Source organism: Streptomyces sp. 130 (genome assembly GCF_007096885.1).
In the GTDB taxonomy this organism is placed as follows: Bacteria; Actinomycetota; Actinomycetes; order Streptomycetales; family Streptomycetaceae; genus Streptomyces.
This window is the reverse complement of sequence record NZ_VJNO01000004.1, coordinates 241,403-258,171: the sequence shown is the minus strand read 5'-3', so window position 1 is coordinate 258,171 and position 16,769 is coordinate 241,403. Positions and strand designations below refer to the sequence as shown.

Sequence of the window (16,769 nt, the reverse complement as noted above, 5' to 3'; positions counted from 1 at the left end):
CATCCACGAAGCCTTCCTCGGCCTCGCGACCTGCCTGATCACCCACCGACACGTCCAACGCCTTTGTTAGGACCTCTAAGCCGCCCCCGAGGAGGTACGGAACAAGGCAGTCCACAGGAATCCGGCGCCGAAGTGCGGCGACTCGGGTGGCTCGTCCCGCATGCGGCGCAGTTCGACTTCCACGAGGTCGGAGAAGATCCGGCGCAGCGATTCAGGGGTATAGGCGAGACCGCCTCCCAGCCGGCGTTCGCGGTAGAGATCCGCGTCGGCGAGCTCGGAGCCCATTCCCGCCTCACCGGCCGCGAAGCAGGTCAGGGCGAGACGGCCGCCCGGCGCCAGGACGCGGTCGAGCAGGGTGAGACAGCTCACCCTGCGGTGCGGTGCGAGGTGGTGGAAGCACCCCGAGTCGACGACCAGGTCGTACGGCCCGCTCAGCTCCGTGGCCGGCAGGCAGAACGCGTCGCCGCACACGAAGCGGACGTCGGCCCCCACGTCGCGGGCGCGTTCCCGGCCCCACGTGATGGCCACCGGGGAGAGGTCCACGGCGTCGGTCTCGAACCCGTGCGAGGCCAGGTACAGGGCATTGCGGCCCGCCCCGCATCCCAGGTCCAGGGCCCGGCCGGGTCCGATCAAGCCCTGGTCGAGCCAGTCGGCCAGGCTCTCGTCCGGTTTGGCCGCGAAGAACGGGGCAGGCCTCGACCGGTCGGAGTAGAACCGGTCCCAGAAGGTCTCGCCGTCGCCGGCCGCCGACCGGCCGCTCCCGGCTTCGGACACGAACAACCCGTCCAGGAGTGCGAGAACATCCTCGACGGTACCCACGGACCGGTCCACCCGGGCCTCCTTTCGCACATGTCCGACCTTAGGAACGCTGACGGCACAGGACCAGGCCGGTCCGCATGCCCCGGCGGCCGGAACGCCCCGCCCCCCCGGCCTGCGCGCACCGCACGGGCATCCCACCGCCCCGCCCCTGCCCCGCGTCCGTTCGGCTGCCCGGCACCAGCCTGGAAAGGGCCGTCCCCGGTCGCGCCGGGCGGACAATTCCCACGAGTTCGCACTCCGGCCCCCGAGGAGGCACCCGGTCCGGGGCGCAGTTCGCCGGGCAAGGCGGTCGCATGGCGTGGGGACAGCGTGTCGCCCATGTCCTGGACCCCGACGGCAACCCGGTGAACCTCAGGCAGCCGATCCCGACGCAGGGGCCGTTACGGGGCGTCCGGACACGAGCATGAACGGCTCGTGGAGCATCTGCCCATGTCTACGCGGCAGTTGGGCGTCGCGTGCAACCGGACGGGCAACCATACGTTTGAGCCGATCGTCCTGTACTGCATGCGAATCTCATTCCTCATCCACAACGCGTACGCGATCGGAGGGACGATCACCACCACGTTCAACTTGGCTCGGGCACTGGCCGATCGGCACGAGGTGGAGATCATCTCCGTGCTGCGGAGCAGAGAACGCCCGAGCATCGCACTCGATCCGCGCGTGCGGCTTCGCCCTCTGGTCGATCTGCGGCACGAGAAGGACGATCCGCGGCATCTGACACCGGCCGAGGTCTTCCCTTCGTCCGAGTACCGCTACAGCGAGTACAGCGCCCTGACCGATGAGCGCATCGGCGCGGCACTGGCCTCGCTCGACGCCGATGTCGTCGTGGGGACACGGCCCGGGCTCAACGTCCACCTCGCCGTCCACGCGCCCGCGCGTTCGGTGCGGGTGGGGCAGGAACACCTCGCGCTCGGCCACCACCCGCCGCGGTTGCGCAAGGCGCTGCGCCGGGCCTATCCGCGGCTGGACGCGATCACCCCGGTGACGGAGGCCGACTCGGCCGTCTACCGGCGCACGATGCGACTGCCGGGCGTACGGGTGCAGGCGCTGCCCAACAGTGTCCCGGCTCCGGGACTCGCGCCGGCGGACGGCCGGGGACGCATCGTGGTCGCCGCCGGGCGGCTGACGCCGGTCAAGCGGTTCGACCTGCTGATCGACGCCTTCGCCGCAGTCGCGGCGGCGTATCCCGACTGGCAGTTGCGCATCTACGGCAGGGGTGAGGAGCGGGAGCGGCTGCGCGCGCACATCGACCGGCTCGGGTTGTACAACAACGTGTTCCTGATGGGTGCGGTGACCCCGATGGAGTCCGAGTGGGTCAAGGGGTCGATCGCGGCGGTGACCTCCGAGTTCGAGTCCTTCGGCATGACCATCGTCGAGGCGATGCGCTGCGGGCTGCCCGTCGTGAGCACCGACTGCCCGTACGGCCCACGCGAGATCATCGCCGACGGGGAGGACGGCCGTCTGGTGCCGGTCGGAGACCGGGACGCCCTGGCGGGCGCTCTGCTGGACCTCGTCGGTGACGACGAACTGCGCCGCTCGATGGGGCGCAACGCGCTGGAGAACTCCCGGCGTTTCGGCCCCGAGCACGTCGTGGGCCGGGCGGAACGACTATTCGAGGAGCTGCTGGCCGCCCGGCGCGAGGGCCGACCGGTGGCCGGGACGTCCCACACCCTGGCGAGCAGCGGCTTCGCCGCCCGGGACGCCGTGCTCGTCGCGGCCGGCAGCGTCATGAGGGCCGCACGGAGGGCGCGACGATGAGTGGCGATGTCGAGGGTGTGAACGGAGTGGGGGAAATGCCCCGCGGCTCGGTGACGGCCCGGCCCGGAGGGTGTTTGCTCGTACGCGTCCAGCTGCCGGGGCCGGCCTCGGCGCAGCCGCGGCTGCTGCTTCAGCCGCGCCCGGGGAAGGGGCAGTCGGCGGAGGCGGGGCGCTCGTTCGTATTGGCGCCCGTGGGGCCACAGGAGTGGCAGACCTCAGTGGCGGCCGAGCCCGCCTTCGAGGAAGGCCGCTGGGACGTCTATGTCGTGCCCGGACCGGACGGGGAGCGTCTGCCGTTGCTGCCCGGCCTGCGCGATCTGCGCGGCCTGGTGTCCGGTGGGGACGCCGTACAGGGCGCGCAGGTGGCGGTCCGGATTCCGTACGCCACGAAGGACGGGCGGCTCGCCATACGGGCCTGGCGGCGTGCCCCGCATGTGGAGGCCGGCCGGATCACCGTCGGACGTGACGCCATGACGGCGACGGCGCGGCTGTACGGTGCCGGGCTGGACGAGGGCGCGGAGGTGTCGCTGGTCCGGCGCGGGCGGGGGTCGGCGGTGGTGCGGGGCGTGGTGAGCGCCGAGGGGGGCCAGGACTTCACGTTCACCGTCGGTTACGGGGATCTCCTGGCGGAAGTGGCGGGGGGCGCGCCCGAGGTCTGGGACGTGTTCGTCCATCCGTCCGCCGGTGCGCCTCGGGTGCGGGTGGCCCGGCTGCTGGACGACATCGCGGACCGGAAGTCGGTGTTCGTCTATCCGGCCACCACGCTGGGCGGGGTGTCGGTCCGCCCGTACTACACCTTCGACAACGATCTCTCCGTGGAGGTGACCCCGCGGCGTTCGGGGTGAAGGTGCCCCGTGCCCGGGGGCGCGCGGCGGACATCGCGGCAGGCGGTCGCCCTGCAGCACGGCGGGGGTGGGGGGGGTGAGCAGCCGGCCGCGATCCCTGCGTCGCGGGAGGCGGAGTTCGCCGCGAGAGCGCGGTCCGTGCGGACGGTGGCTCAGTCCGGCCGCGTGTTCCGGGGTGTGCTACGGCGGCCGAGTGGGCGCGGTCCCGTTGTCCGCCGGCGGGCTCGCCCGATCCCGCCTGGGGCCCCCGTGCCCGGCTCACCGGGTGGTCCGGCTCCGCCGCGACTGGGTACCGGAGCCCGCCGGGTCTCCGCGTGCGTGCTCGGACCCGGCGGGCTCGGTGTGTCACTGCCCTTCGCGCAGCCGGGCCGCCAGCGCGGCCAGGGGCTCCGTCTCCTCGGCGTGGCCCAGGGCGGCCAGGCGCGGGATCGCCGCGTCGAGGCGGGCGAGGGCGGGGGCGGTCCGTTCCAGGTAGAGGCCCTCCACGACGCCGGCGAGCCGGACGCACTCGGCCCACTCGCCGGCGTTCTCCGGTCCCGGCTCGCCGAGCCGGCCGAGGGCCTTCTCCAGGGCGGCCAGGGAGTCCTCGTACTCTCCGGCGTAGGCGTGGACGCGGCCGTGCTCGTAGGCGAGGGCCGTCTCCAGGGAGCGGCCGTGGGGCTCGTACCCGGCGGCCCGGGCCTCGTCGGCTATCCGGCCGGCGTCCGCGAGGCGGGCGAGGGCACCGGGGAGGCCGTCGGCGCCCTGCTGCTCGGCCTGGAGGCGGGCGAGTTCGCGCAGGGCGTTGCTGAGCTGCTCGTAGCGCGGGGCGCGGGAGTGAGCGGCCAGCGCCTGTCCGAGGGCTTCGCCGGCCCGGTCGAAGTCGCCGGCTTCCCCGAGGAGCACGGCGGTCTCCGCGGCGATCATGGCATGGCTGCCGGGGTCGTCGTCCCAGTCCGCCGACTCGGCGGCGAGGGCGACGAACTCCGCCGTGGCGGCCTTGAGGTCCTCCCCCGCGTGCAGGGCGCGGGCGCGGGTCAGGCGCAGCTGAGCCGCGAGCCGGTCGGCCAGCTCGCCGGCGGCGACGTCCGGTTCGGCCAGGACGGAGTCGAGGAGGGCGATGGCGTCCTCGACCCGCCCCAGGTCCAGGCTGAGCTGGGCGGCGTTGCTGTAGGTGCAGAACGCGCCCGTCCGCTTGCCCTGCCGGAGGTCGATTTCGGCGGAACGCGTCAGGTGGCGCAGTGCCTCCTCGGGGCGGCCCAGGTGCATGCACACCTCGGCCAGGTCGCCATGGATACTGGCGGTGTCGGAGACCTTGGCCGGCCACTCGGCTGCCACGCGTACCGCCTCGGACAGCTCCGCGTACGCGGCCCGCGCGTCCCGTGCGCCCATGTGGAACCGGCCACGCAGTCCGAGTGTGCGCGGCAGATGCCAGGCGGGGCCGTGCTGCCGCAGCCGGTCGAGGTGGGCGTCGAGCACGGCGAGGGCGGTGGGAAGGTCGCCGGAAAGGGCGTGGGTGCCGGCCCGCAGCAGGACGGCGCCGGATATCTGGGCCTTCAGGTCGTGCCGGGTGGCGAACGTGTGCAGCAGCTCCACTTCCGCCGCCGCTGCCGCGAGGTGTTCCTCGCTCCTGGTGAGCTGCGCTCGCAGGCAGAGCGCGCTCGCTCGCAGGCGCAGCAGACGGCCCTCCTGACACGGCGTGAGCCCCGGCGTGTCCTCGTGCAGCCGGACCACGCGCGCGTGACCGGTGGTCAGCTGCCCGGCCTTCTCGTCGGTGTCGGCGGCCTCGTCATCTGCCTCGATCACGGCGAGTGCGCCGGCGGCGCGGACGACCGCCGCGTCACCCGGCACCCCGGCCGTTTCGTACAGGACGGCGGCTTCTTCGTAGAGGGCGGCGGCCTGCGCGTCGTCGTCCCTCTGGGCGGCGCCGACGGCCTCGTCGGCCAGCAGGTCGGCCCGCAGCCTCGCGAGCGGGCCCACGGCCGGGTCCTCGGGGTGGGTGTAGTCGTCGGCGGCGACCAGGGCGCGCAGCCGGTCCCAGCAGGCCTGCGCGTCGGGGTGTCCCTGCTCGTCCAGTTCGCGTGCCCGGGCGATGAGCTCGGGGAGCGTGTCGGGGACGGCGGGCGTCTGGTGGGCCGGGGGTGCGGCGGCCGGGGCGGCCGGGGCCAGGTCGTCGAGGGCGCGGGTGCGGAGGGTGAGCTCCAGCGCGTCCAGCAGCGGTGCGCGGTCGAGGCGGGCCTTGCGCCGGTCGGCGTGGGCCGTGGTTCCGTTGCGGGCGTCGAAGCGGGCGGCGAGGTCGTCGGCACGGTCCCGGACCTCGGCGCACAGGCCGGTCACGGTCCAGGTGCGGCCCGGGTATCCGGCGGCCGGGAGCTCGCCGTGACCGAGGGATTCGACGCGCCGCAGCAGGACCTCCACGCCGGTGAGGAAGGCCAGCTGGTCCAGCGGCGAGTCCACCTCGGCGAACAGGACGCGGTTCTCGGCGAGCAGTTCGAGACCTCGGGCCTCGTTGCCGGTCAGGGCGCAGAACTCCAGGTGACGGCCGACCTCCCCGGCCATCGAGGGGTTGCGGCGGCAGCCTCGGTAGCCGGCGAGATGCAGTGCGCGGGCGCGCTCGGTGTCGCCGGTGCGCAGCAGGGGCAGCAGCGCGTGCGAGACGGAGCGGGCGGGCTCCTCCTGGCAGCTCTCCTTGCCGTCGAGGACGGGTTGCCAGGTGCGCAGGGCACGGGCGTCGTCGCCGGCCGCCAGGTGGTGGAGGGCCCGTTCGCAGATCTCGCAGGCCTCGCAGTCGCTGAACGGGGTGCGGGTGCGGGCCGCCCACAGCTCGTACGCGGGGGCGGTGTCCTCGCCGGTGTGGGCGGCGAGCTGGTAGGTCTGCGCGTAGTACGGCTGGAGGGCGAGGCCGGCCTTCTCGTAGCGGTCCCGCATCTCGGTGAGCCACTGGCGCAGGCTGGTCAGCGGAATCTCTGGCAGGGCGCGCAGGGAGTCCGCCACCCACTTGAACCGCCAGAACAGCAGATGGCGCAGGCGGTCGGTGAAGACGTCGGGCTGCTCGTCGAAGAGGGTGAGCAGGCGGGCGAAGACGACGGGTGCCTTGCGGGGTTCGGAGCCGTAGGTGTAGGCCTCCTGGAGTTCGAAGAGCGCACGGACGAGGGCCAGGGGGTCCTCGAACCGCTCGGCCGCTTCCGCGAGTTCCTCGGCGGCGACGGTGCGGGCGCGGCCGTAGGGGCGCTGCTGGTTCTCCTGGAGCGCGTCGTACAGCTCGTCGGTGTTCTGGGGTGCGGTCGGCATCGTCAGCTGTCCTTGCGGAGGGCGTGGGCGAGGAGATCGAGGAATGAGCGGTTGATCAGGCTCGTCTCGGCGGGCCTGAGCGGGCGCCGGGACAGCATCGCGGCCTGCCCGTACAGGGCTTCGGCGCTGGTCCGGGCCAGCTCCGGCTCATCGATGGCGGCGGCGGTGCGGACCAGCGGGTTGAGCTGGTTGAGGATCAGCTGGGCGCGCGGGACCTCCTGGCGCAGGGCGCCGAGGATGTCGCCCCACACCCCGCCCTGCTGCTCGCGGGCGAGCTGGGAACGGGTGCGCTCGTGGCGGGCGTCGCGGCTGTCGATGAGGAGGGCCGGGGCGGAAGCGGGCTGGAAGGTGCGCAGGGCGACGTCGCAGTCGAAGACCGCGAGGGCGTCGCGGGCCAGGGCGAGGTAGGGGGCCGCGGCGAGCTCCGTCTCGCGGTCGACGGGGTCCAGGTGGGCGGTGAGCGTCGCGGGGTCGAGGTCGGCGACGGTGACCTCGGGCCGGATCTCGGGAAGCCGGTGGACCAGTTCCCGGTCGTATGTGTAGCCGCCGTTGACGACGCCGAGCCCGGCGGCCGAGGCGATCGCCGCGACCTGCCGGAACTCCTCCACGCTGGAGGTCACGAGCACGGTCCGGTGCGTACGGGCGAACTCGTCCAGGGTGGTGGAGCCGTCGGTGGTCTCGAACGGGATCCAGGGCAGCAGCATCCGCAGGATCTCGTCGTCGTGCACCGCGAGCGACTTCACGGCCAGGTGGTGGGCGCCCAGGAAACGGGCGAGCAGCTCCGGGTCGCTGGCGGCGATGCGGGAGATCCAGGAGCGCAGCTTTTCGGCCAGGGCGTCGCGGACGGCGGCGAGGGTGTCGTCCTCGTACAGGGACTCGCGGGAGGCCGTGGGGCGCAGGCTTTCGGCGTCGACCACGCAGCGGACGAAGAACGCCCAGTCCGGCAGGATCTCCTCGGCCTGCTCCGACAGCAGCATGCCCTTGACGTGCACGCGGTGGCCGTGGCGGCGGCCGGTCGGCACCGCCTCGGGCAGCACGCAGGCGATGCCCTTGAGCCCGACGGCGGGCAGGTCGAGATCGAGGGTGTCCAGCGGCTCGAACCCGAAGACCTCCGTGCCGTAGGCGGCCAGGGCGCGGGAGCGGGCCCCCGGGGTCGGGTAGGTGCGGGACCAGGGTGCGGGCTCCGGGTTGATCCGCGCGGCCGGGCCGCCCTTGCCGTCGTCCACGGTCACCGGGTGGCGCAGCAGCGAGCCGAAGTGCCGGGCCAGGGCGGCGACCTGGGCCGGGCGGGTCCACTCCCCCGCGTCGGAGCGCGGCGTGAGCGTGACGGTGGTGCCGGGCTCCGGGCGGGCGGAGGCGGGCAGGGTGCGGACGGTGTAGCTGCCGTCGCCGCGGCCCCGCCACTCCACGGCGGGTGCGCCGGGGGTGCGGGCGGAGCGGCTGAGGACGTGGATCTCGTCGGCGACCAGGAAGCAGGACAGGAGCCCGATGCCGAACTGGCCGATGAAATCGCCGCGCTGCTCGGCGATCCGCTCGGCGCGCTTGCTGCTGCGGCCGATCGTGGCGAGGAAGGCGTGGACATCGGTCTCGGTGAGACCGACGCCGTCGTCCTCGACGCGTACGACCGACCCGTCGGCGTACAGGCGGATGCCGAACGCACCGGCGGGGGCGCCGGGTTCGAGACCGTGCCGGGCGGTCAGCGCGTCCACGGCGTTCTGCAGGAGTTCGCGCAGGTAGACGCGCGGGCTGGAGTAGAGGTGGTGGGAGAGGAGGTCGACGAGACCGCGCAGGTCCACCTGGAAGGTGCGGTCGTCGCCGGTCGGTCGCGAGGCGGTGTCGGGTGCTGTCATCGGGCAGTCCGGAGAGGGAGGAGCGGGCGGGTGGAAGGGCCTGCGGGTGGGTCAGGCGCGGCGCTGGTGGCGGGCGAACTGCTTCTCCGGGTCACCGAAGTAGGCCCACGGCCAGCTGGTGAAGGCACCGTCGAGCGCGTGGAAGACCCGCTTCGCCGTCTGACGTTCGCCGGCCAGTGAGAGGGCCATCGCGAAGATGTTGAAGTCGTGCTGCCAGCCCGGGCGCCGTTCGTAGGCGGGGTGGAGGATGCTGCGCTCGGCCGCGCGGCGCAGCTCCTCCCGGATCTCATCGGTCTGCAGGCAGCCGGTCTCGTCCGATTCCACCCAGTCCTCGATGTGCGCCATGGGTATCACGCAGCCGATCCGGTCGCCTTCCGGGGCGTGCGCGTACGCGTCGCGGGCGAACCGCAGCGCCTGGCCCGGCTCACCGCCCCAGCGGGGCTGCAGCTGGGAGATCCAGTCGATGTGGGTCTCCAGGTCCAGCGGAGCGCGGCGCAGGGCCGCGTCGCGCCGGGCCTCCGTGATGTCGGCGCCCAGGGACATGCCCCGGCCCGAGGTGAGGAGCCGGCGCCATGGTGTGACCCACTCGGGCCGCAGCTCGGCCGCTTCGAGAAGTTGCTCCTCACCGATGCGGAGCCGCTCGTGGAAGACCCGCCACTGCTCCTGCGTGACCCGGGACGCGCGGGCGGCGGTGCGTGCCTCCCAGCCCCATTTGATGTGGCGTGCCCCCGCGATGAGCAGGGCGGTCGCCCGGTGCTCCTCGTCCTCCTCGGCCGCCCGGCCGATCCAGTCCTGCACGCCGTCGATTTCCTCGAGTTCGTTCAGGATCTGGTGGTCGCGGCCGAGGTCGAAGGGCGTCAGTGCCGCCTTGACCGCCGCCCAGTCCCCCGCCTCGGCTGCCTCGACCAGTGCGAGCACCCGTACGTCCCCGAGCGCCCGCAGGGTGTACATACCGTTCTGCTTGCGGGGGGTGGGAAGCGCGTGCGGGCCGGCCTCCGGTCTTCCCTCAGCCCTGCCGAACAGCTTGCCGAACATGCCGCGCCCTCCCCTGGTCCCGCTTGATCGTTCGGTGCAGCATAAGCGGCCCCACCGACAACGGCTCCTCAGGGTCTTCACGACTGCTTCATACTCCCTCCCGGCACCGGCGCGGTTTCCCGCCTTCCCGGCCGGATGCCGGGTCCGGGGCGCTCAGGGCCGAGCGGCCGCCAGGGCCTCCTGGAACGCGCCGTAGGCGTCCGTGTCGAAGAGCACGAAGCGCACTTCCTGGACGGGTGGCGCTGCCTCCGCCAGCACGGTGCGGACGGCGATGCGGGCCCCGTCGTCCATGGGCCAGCCGTAGATACCGGTGGAGATGGCGGGGAAGGCGACGGTGCGCGCCCCCAATCCCGCCGCGACGCGCAGGGATTCGCGGTAGCACGACTCCAGCAGGGCCGAGCGGTCATCGGTCCGGCTCCACACCGGGCCGACCGTGTGCACGACCCAGCGGGCTTCGAGCTTTCCGGCGGTGGTGGCGACGGCCTGGCCGGTGCGCAGCCCCTTGCCGTACCGCGAGGCGCGCAGTTCGCGGCAGGCGGCGAGGATCTCGGGGCCGCCGCGGCGGTGGACCGCCCCGTCCACCCCTCCGCCGCCGAGGAGTGAGGAATTCGCGGCGTTGACGACGGCGTCGACGGACTGGCGGGTGATGTCTCCCCGTACGAGGGTGATGTCGATGTCGCGAGGCTTGCTCATGCGGTCATCATGCCCTGGCTCCCGTGGCCGTGCGGGAGTTGTCCGTCGGCGTTGTCAGTCGCCGCTGCTAGCCTCGCCGGCATGGCGAATCGTTCGTATCTCTACTCCGCGGACTCGGTACCGAGCGAGGCGGACATCCCGCAGCGGATCCGATGCATATCCGAGCACAACTGGGACATCCCGCTCGCGCACAAGCTCTTGGTGGGGCGCGGAACCACGGTCGTCCCGTCCATGATCTGGAACCACCCGATCGGCATCGCCGCGGATTACGCCGAGGGGGCGGCGCTGCTCCGTGACGTGCTGCGCGCGGTCGGCGACGGCCTTCAGGGCGACGCCGACTTCGCCGAGTGCGTGGCCAGGACCACGGCCCACCTGGAGAAGCAGGAGGCGAGGCACTTTCTTCTCGAGACGGGCGAAATCGTTTCGATGACGGACGACGATCCGGTGGCCAGCGTGCGGCGCCTGGCGTCCGAGGACGTTCCCGGGGCGGTCGCCCTCGCTGAGGCGGCGCTCGCCGGCCGCGAGGACGGCTGGCTGGCCTCCGTACGAGCCGACTGGCAGCGGCACTTCGCGTCGTTCTACGGCGACGCGCTCTACTTCTCCTTTCCGGAGTCCACGGGCGACTGACACGGGGAGGCGGAGTTGGCCGGGAGCGGGGAGCCGGTCCCGTTCATGGCGCCGGCCGGTCCGCGGCAGGCTCGCACGGTCCGTGCGGACGACGTCGCGCCGCCTCCGGTGGTGAGCGAGTCGAGGTGCGGCGGGTAGTAACCGACGAGCACGGCGAGCGGTGAGCCGGGGGCCTCGCCGTGTGCGAGAAGGCGCTTCTCCCGGGCGGCCTACGGCGCGACGCGGGCCAGCGCGCCCGTTTCCAGCGCGGTCCACAGGGCGCCGTCGGGGCCGACGGCGATGCCGTGCGGTTCCGAGTCCGGCGTGGGCAGGTCGTGGGCGGTGACGGAGCCGTCCGGGGTGATCGTGGCGACGCGGTTCGCTCCCCATTCGGTGAACCAGACGGCGCCCTGTCCGTCGACGGTGACGGCGTGCGGCCGGGCGGCGCGGTCGGGCAGCGGGAATTCGGTGATGTGTCCGTCGTGGGTGATCCGGCCGATCCGGCCGGCGGCGATCTCGGTGAACCACAGCGCGCCGTCGCGGCCCGCCGCGATGCCGACCGGGCCCGCCGCCTCCGTCGGCAGAGGATGCACGACGACCTCGCCGTCCATGCCGATCCGCCCCACGGCGTTGCCCTGGTTGAGGGTGAACCACATCCCGCCGTCGCCCCCGGCGGCAATCGCGGACGGATACACACCGGTGACGGGGAGCGGGAACCGGGCGATGTCGCCGTCGACGGTGATGCGGCCGATACGGTCCGCGGCGGTCTCGGTGAACCACAGCGCGCCGTCCGGGCCCGCCGCGATGCCGAACGGCCCGCTGCCGGAACCGGGCAGGCCGAACTCGGTGATCGCGCCGTCGGTGGTGATCCGCCCGATCCGGTCGGCCCGGTACTCGGTGAACCACAGGGCGCCGTCCGGGCCGGGTGTGATGACGGTCGGCCCGCTGTCGGGGTCGAGGCGGTGGTCCGTGGGTGCCTCGCCGGGGACGAGGCGGCCGATACGGCCGCTGTGGACGAGGGTGAACCACAGGGCGCCGTCCGGTCCCGTGGTGAGGGCGTACGGCCCGGCCTCGGGGCCGGACACCGTGTGCTCTTCGATCGATACCCGGGGCGCGTCGTGCACGGGGCTTCCTCTGTTCGTGTTCGTCGGTGAGGCCGGAACGTGTGCGCGGCTCCTCACCGGCTGTCCGCTGTGGCGGCCTTCGGCCTTTGCGTAGACCGTACCGGTGCCGCGGCGCCTTCCACACGGCGGTGACCGGCGTAACGGCACCCGGGAGGAGCCTGCGCCCACCCCGGCCAGCCGCCGAGAAGACGGCATTTGACATGAACACACACTTCCGTGGACAGGGTCATGGAAGCAGTCCTCCCCCACGAGCCCTCCGCACGGGAAAGGGAAGCCATGAGACTCTCCCGGATGTCCGGTGTGGCAGCCTTCGCGCTGTCCATGCTGCTGGCCCTTACGATGTCGCTCATCTCCGCCCGGCCCGCCGAGGCGGGGCAGACGGCCGTCCGGGGCGCCGACCCCAGCGTGCTGCGCGTGGGCGGAACGTACATCTCCGTCCAGTCGACCGGTGCCGCGATCAACGTCCGGCAGGCGTCCTCGACCGGTGGTCTGGCCTCGGCCCCCGCCCGGCAGGTGTGGTCGGACACCGGAAACCTGGGCGAGATCTGGGCTCCGGAGATCGTGCGGGACGGCGGCCGCTACTACATCTACTTCTCGGCCGGCCGGGGCGCCGCCCACCGTATGTATGTGATCAGCTCCGCCGTCCCCGACAGCGGCTACACCGCCGCGACGAAGCTCGCCCTGCCCGACGACAAGTGGGCTATCGACGGCACCATGTTCACGTTCAACGGACAGCGCTGGTTCGTCTGGTCGGGCTGGGCAGGCACCACCAACGTCGAGCAGAACCTCTACATCGCACGGATGAGCAGCCCGACCACCCCCACGGGCGCCCGGTACATCATCTCCCAGCCCAGGGAAAGCTGGGAGCGCGTCGTCGGCAACCCCTTCATCAACGAAGCCCCCGAAGCGATCAAGGACCCGAACGGGCAGCTGCACATCACCTATTCCGCGAACGGAAGTTGGAGCGACCAGTACTGCATCGCCGAACTACGGCTCCGGGCGGGCGGCGACCCGACGTACGTATGGGACTGGTACAAGTCCAACGGCTGCCTGTTCGGCTCCAACCGCGCGACGATGATGACCGGTTGGGACCCCACCTTGTACGTGAACGGCCCGGGCCACCACACCTTCGTACTGCTCGACGGGGACATCGCCACCAGTCCGCCCGCCGGGCCCGCCTTCCCGCTGATGTTCCACGCGGTGCCCAAGGGCACCCCGTACAGCTGGGACAACCGCTATTGGTACACCGGCTCCTTCTGCTGGTGGGGCAACACCACGTACAGCCGCGCCAACGTTCCCGGGCCGAACACCGACACCGGGTACGGCCTCAAGTTCTTCGAGTGACACCGAGCACCTCGTGGATCCGCTCCGCAGTGGCGCGCGGCCGGAACACGTATCCGTTGTGACCGCCGGGAAACGTCACCATACGTGTCCCCAGCACGCCGGAGAGGAGCTCGGCGCATGTGTACGTCCACAGGTGGCCCGACTTCTCTCCGGCCGCGACCACGACGCGGGCGGGTGAGCCGGCGAGCGCGGCCAGGTCGAGGACGTGTGCCCTGACCGCGGGCAGGTCGTAGGTGAGCAGGACCTCCGCGTCCCGCACGCGGTCCGGCCGGGGGGTGCGGGGCGAGACGTCCGGCTCGGAGTCGGCCGGATCGATGTCGAGGTCGGCCGCGAACGCGCGCATGGCCGCGTCCGCGCCGTGCGCCCGGAAGGTCTCTTCGACGGCGAGCAGCCGCCCGAGGCCCTGCCCGGGTTCCGGGAGCAGGTGCGGGACGGGCGGTTCGTGGGCGACGACCGCCGCGACCTGCTCGGGGTGACGGGTGGTCAGTTCCAGTGCGATGAGGGCTCCGATGCTGGTGCCGTAGACGAGCGCGGGCTCCCGGTCGAGGCTGCCGAGCAGGCTGGAGGCGTCCTCGGCGTGCGTGGCGAGCGTCTTCGCGGGGGCGTCGGCCGTGCTCCCGGACAGGCCGCGCCGGTCGTAGGTGACGACGGTGTACCGGTCGGCGAGGTGGCGGGCGAGCGGTTCGGTGGCGTCGATGCCGTGGTGGCCTCCCGCGATGAGCAGCAGCACGGGGCCGTCGCCCCGGACGGTGTGGAGCAGCCGCGCGCCCGGAACCGGCACTGTGGATTTCTTCATCATGCGACCACCGATCTGAAGTCGGACGGGCCCCGGACGGGCCCTGTGCCGATCGTGCCGCGGCCGGGGTGAGGCCGGGAGCGGAGCGCTGAGCCCAGGACCGGCGGTCCCAGGATGCGCGGGCCCGGGGCCGTTATCCTGGGGACGCCATGACACCGAAGCGTCCGGAACTCGCCGATTTCCTGCGCCGGTCCAGGGAGCGGCTGACGCCGCGCGACGTCGGGCTCACCGAGGGGCCGAGGCGGCGGACACCGGGGCTGCGCCGCGAGGAGGTGGCCGCCCTCGCGGGGATGTCCGCCGACTACTACATGCGACTCGAACAGGCCCGTGGTCCGCAGCCCTCCGTCCAGGTGCTCGCCGCACTGGCCGGCGCGCTGCGGCTGACCGAGGACGAGCGGGACCATCTGTACGTGCTCGCCGGGCACCGCCCGCCGGAGGGTGCGCGGGCCGGCGGGTATCTCCGCCCGGGCCTGCGGTACCTGCTCGACCGGCTGGACGGCGTGCCCGTCCAGGTGGTCAGTGATCTGGGCGACTTGCTGGCGCAGAACGACTTGGCGCTCGCGTTGTTCGGGTGTGTGTGTTCGGTCGCGGAGGAGGATCGCAACGTCGTCCTGCGCTGGTTCGCCGATCCGGTGGTCCGGGCCCACTTCGCGGCCGAGGAACACGAGGAGCAGTCACGGCAGTTGGTGGCCGACCTGCGGGCCGCGACGGCCCGGCGCGGAGGCGACGCGGCGTCCCGGTCGCTGGTGGCGCGGTGCCGGGCCGCGAGCACGGAGTTCGGCGCGCTGTGGGACCGGCACGAGGTCGCCGTACGGCGGTCGCACCCGTACCGGCTCGTCCATCCGGAGCTGGGCAGAATCGACCTGGACTGCGAAGTGCTGGCCACCCCCGCGGTGGACCAGCGCCTGCGGATCTTCACGCCTCCGCCCGGAAGGGCCGCGGTGCTGGACGAGTTGCGCGTACTCGGTCCGCGCCACCTGTGCGAGTGACCGGTCAGCCGTCCCTCGCGACCCGGCACAGGGCTCCCAGCGCCGCGTCGGCGGGGTGGGGCCGCGGCCTGCCGGAGGCGTCCAGGGTGTGGCACTGAACTGCTGCGTACGAGTGCGACCGAGTCGTTCGGCGTGCGGAAACTGGCGGCGTCCCTCGGGACCGGTTCGCCGGGCCTCTGCCGGCACTTCCGCGGCAAGACGGAGCTGCTGCGCGCGGTGGAGGGCTACCGCCCCGAGGGCGGGCATTCTCGCGTCCCACCCCCGGCCGCATCGAGGCCGTCGTGCGCGCCGGCCCGGGCTGTCCGGGCATGCGAAGGGGCCGGGGCGGCGGCGGCTGGTCGCGCGCCGCCGCCCCGGCCCTCTCCGCGTGGGTCACGAGTGCCCCGGCGCGGCGGGATCGGTGCCCGTCTCGGCCTTCATCGCCCTGGCCTCGCTCCTGAGGATGCGGGCCGACTTGCCCAGGGAGCGCGCCATGTCGGGGAGCTTCTTCGAGCCGAACACCATGATGACCACCAGCGCCACGATGAGCAGGTGCCACGGTTCCAAGCCGTTGCGGAGCATCACGTCACCTCTTTCCTTCGTTGCCGTCCGCGCCTGCGGGGACACGCGCGTCCAGCAGACACCTTAGGCGCCGGAGCTGTGCGCGGTTCGGCCAGGTGGGACGTGGTCAGAGCTCCACGAAGCCGGCATCCGCCGTCGCGGTGGCCCCCTTCCTGATCTTGACGGTCCGGAGCTGCGGCAGGCACGGCCGGCTCTCCGGCCGCGCCTCCACCGTGCTACTTCAGGTGCCGGGTGAAGAAGTGGGCCGCCGCGGCTCCCGCGTACGCCGGAACGCCCGTGTGGCCGCCCATGTTGGCGTGCAGCGACTTCTCCTCGGAGCCGAACGCGTCGAACAGGTCGAGCGCCGCCTGCCGGTCGTTCCCCTCGTCGTCCCACTGCAGCAGAACGTGCAGCGGGATGGTGAGCCGGCGGGCCTCCTCGTACGTGGCGCGCGGGATGAAGCTGCCGGCGAAGAGGCCGGCGGCCACGATGCGCGGGTCGACCGCCGCGAGCCTGACGCCGATGGAGATGACACCGCCCGAATATCCGACCGGACCGGTGACCTCGGGGAGCGCGAGGATCGCGTCCATGGCTGCCCGGAGCTCCGGGACCGCCCGGTCGACCAGCGGGAGGACGACCGCGTCGATGAGCTCGTCGGTGACCGGTTCGCCCGCCTGCAGGGCCCGGCGCATGCCGGCGCGCGCCCGGTCGAGGGCCGGCAGCCGGGGCCTCTCGCCGCAGCCGGGGAGTTCGACGGCGGCCGTCGCGAAGCCGTCCGCCGCGGAGTGCCGGGCCCGGCCGGCCAGACGCGGATACATCCTCCGCAGGCCGAGCGTGGGGTGACCGAGGAGGATCAGCGGCACCGGGGCGGACGCCGACGCGGACTCGGGCGTCCAGAGGATGCCCGGGATGTCACCGAGGGTGAAGGAGCGTTCGAGTACGCCGTCGTCCAGGCGCTGCTCGGAGGTGAAATGCATGATCGTGCCTTTCGGGAGTGCACACAACGGCGCTCCCAGGCGACCTGCCTACCGCCCGACCGCGACCCCGGAGGGGAGCACCCATGTCGATACTGCGTTCACGGGTACCACCTCCTCGTTCCT

General features: G+C 72.8%; 14 protein-coding genes and 1 pseudogene. 6 read left to right on the top strand and 9 right to left on the bottom strand.

Translation table 11 applies throughout. The features are described 5' to 3' along the window. Positions 1-75 precede the first annotated feature (75 nt). Complete coding sequence (locus FKN01_RS06135; protein ID WP_143617202.1) at positions 76-831, bottom strand: class I SAM-dependent methyltransferase; 756 nt, start codon at positions 829-831, stop codon at positions 76-78. A 492-nt stretch (positions 832-1,323) separates the two neighbouring features. Between FKN01_RS06135 and FKN01_RS06130 the strand changes: the two genes are divergently transcribed. Next, complete coding sequence (locus tag FKN01_RS06130) at positions 1,324-2,577, top strand: glycosyltransferase family 4 protein (RefSeq protein WP_143617200.1); 1,254 nt, start codon at positions 1,324-1,326, stop codon at positions 2,575-2,577. A gap of 218 nt (positions 2,578-2,795) precedes the next feature. Beyond that, a complete protein-coding gene (locus FKN01_RS06125; RefSeq protein WP_260696798.1) occupies positions 2,796-3,422 on the top strand; it encodes a hypothetical protein in 627 nt (208 codons plus the stop codon). 345 nt (positions 3,423-3,767) lie between these two features. Here the strand turns inward: FKN01_RS06125 and FKN01_RS06120 are convergent, their stop codons facing one another. The 4 genes from FKN01_RS06120 to FKN01_RS06105 all read right to left on the bottom strand — a co-directional run bounded on the left by FKN01_RS06120 (position 3,768) and on the right by FKN01_RS06105 (position 10,270). Beyond that, the gene (locus FKN01_RS06120) at positions 3,768-6,692 is read right to left on the bottom strand and encodes a tetratricopeptide repeat protein (RefSeq protein WP_143617196.1); all 2,925 of its coding nucleotides are present in this window, start codon (positions 6,690-6,692) and stop codon (positions 3,768-3,770) included. A gap of 2 nt (positions 6,693-6,694) precedes the next feature. Further along, positions 6,695-8,542 carry an HSP90 family protein gene (locus FKN01_RS06115; RefSeq protein ID WP_143617194.1) on the bottom strand — a complete coding sequence of 616 codons (1,848 nt, stop codon included), beginning with the start codon at positions 8,540-8,542 and terminating at the stop codon, positions 6,695-6,697. Positions 8,543-8,593: 51 nt separating this feature from the next. Next, entirely contained in the window at positions 8,594-9,577 is a 984-nt protein-coding gene (locus FKN01_RS06110) for a hypothetical protein (protein ID WP_143617192.1), read from the bottom strand. Positions 9,578-9,730: 153 nt separating this feature from the next. After that, the gene (locus FKN01_RS06105) at positions 9,731-10,270 is read right to left on the bottom strand and encodes an O-acetyl-ADP-ribose deacetylase (protein WP_143617190.1); all 540 of its coding nucleotides are present in this window, start codon (positions 10,268-10,270) and stop codon (positions 9,731-9,733) included. 81 nt (positions 10,271-10,351) lie between these two features. Between FKN01_RS06105 and FKN01_RS06100 the strand changes: the two genes are divergently transcribed. Continuing rightward, the gene (locus FKN01_RS06100; protein WP_143617188.1) at positions 10,352-10,897 is read left to right on the top strand and encodes a hypothetical protein; all 546 of its coding nucleotides are present in this window, start codon (positions 10,352-10,354) and stop codon (positions 10,895-10,897) included. Positions 10,898-11,106: 209 nt separating this feature from the next. On the opposite strand, the gene FKN01_RS06095 is transcribed toward FKN01_RS06100, so the two are convergent. Continuing rightward, positions 11,107-12,000, bottom strand: coding sequence for a virginiamycin B lyase (locus tag FKN01_RS06095; protein ID WP_143617186.1), 894 nt, complete (start codon positions 11,998-12,000; stop codon positions 11,107-11,109). A gap of 291 nt (positions 12,001-12,291) precedes the next feature. Here FKN01_RS06095 and FKN01_RS06090 point away from each other — a divergent pair, with 291 nt between their 5' ends. After that, positions 12,292-13,344, top strand: a complete 1,053-nt coding sequence (locus FKN01_RS06090; RefSeq protein WP_398931211.1) for a glycoside hydrolase family 43 protein — start codon at positions 12,292-12,294, stop codon at positions 13,342-13,344. Here the strand turns inward: FKN01_RS06090 and FKN01_RS06085 are convergent. Further along, positions 13,328-14,125, bottom strand: coding sequence for an alpha/beta hydrolase (locus tag FKN01_RS06085; protein ID WP_260696797.1), 798 nt, complete (start codon positions 14,123-14,125; stop codon positions 13,328-13,330). The two genes, FKN01_RS06090 and FKN01_RS06085, sit on opposite strands and share 17 nt — an antisense overlap. 164 nt (positions 14,126-14,289) lie before the next feature. Here FKN01_RS06085 and FKN01_RS06080 point away from each other — a divergent pair, with 164 nt between their 5' ends. Both FKN01_RS06080 and FKN01_RS06075 read left to right on the top strand, forming a co-directional pair. Next, positions 14,290-15,129: a helix-turn-helix transcriptional regulator gene (locus tag FKN01_RS06080; protein ID WP_143617180.1), complete on the top strand. Its 840-nt coding sequence runs from the start codon at positions 14,290-14,292 to the stop codon at positions 15,127-15,129. Between the two features lie 99 nt (positions 15,130-15,228). After that, positions 15,229-15,369, top strand: a pseudogene (locus tag FKN01_RS06075) (TetR family transcriptional regulator); the annotation flags it as partial. Between the two features lie 132 nt (positions 15,370-15,501). On the opposite strand, the gene tatA reads toward FKN01_RS06075, so the two are convergent. Together tatA and FKN01_RS06065 are read right to left on the bottom strand one after the other, a co-directional pair. Then, positions 15,502-15,693, bottom strand: a complete 192-nt coding sequence (gene tatA, locus FKN01_RS06070; RefSeq protein ID WP_143617178.1) for a Sec-independent protein translocase subunit TatA — start codon at positions 15,691-15,693, stop codon at positions 15,502-15,504. A 212-nt stretch (positions 15,694-15,905) separates the two neighbouring features. Then, positions 15,906-16,646 carry a dienelactone hydrolase family protein gene (locus tag FKN01_RS06065; RefSeq protein ID WP_143617176.1) on the bottom strand — a complete coding sequence of 247 codons (741 nt, stop codon included), beginning with the start codon at positions 16,644-16,646 and terminating at the stop codon, positions 15,906-15,908. Positions 16,647-16,769 lie beyond the last annotated feature (123 nt).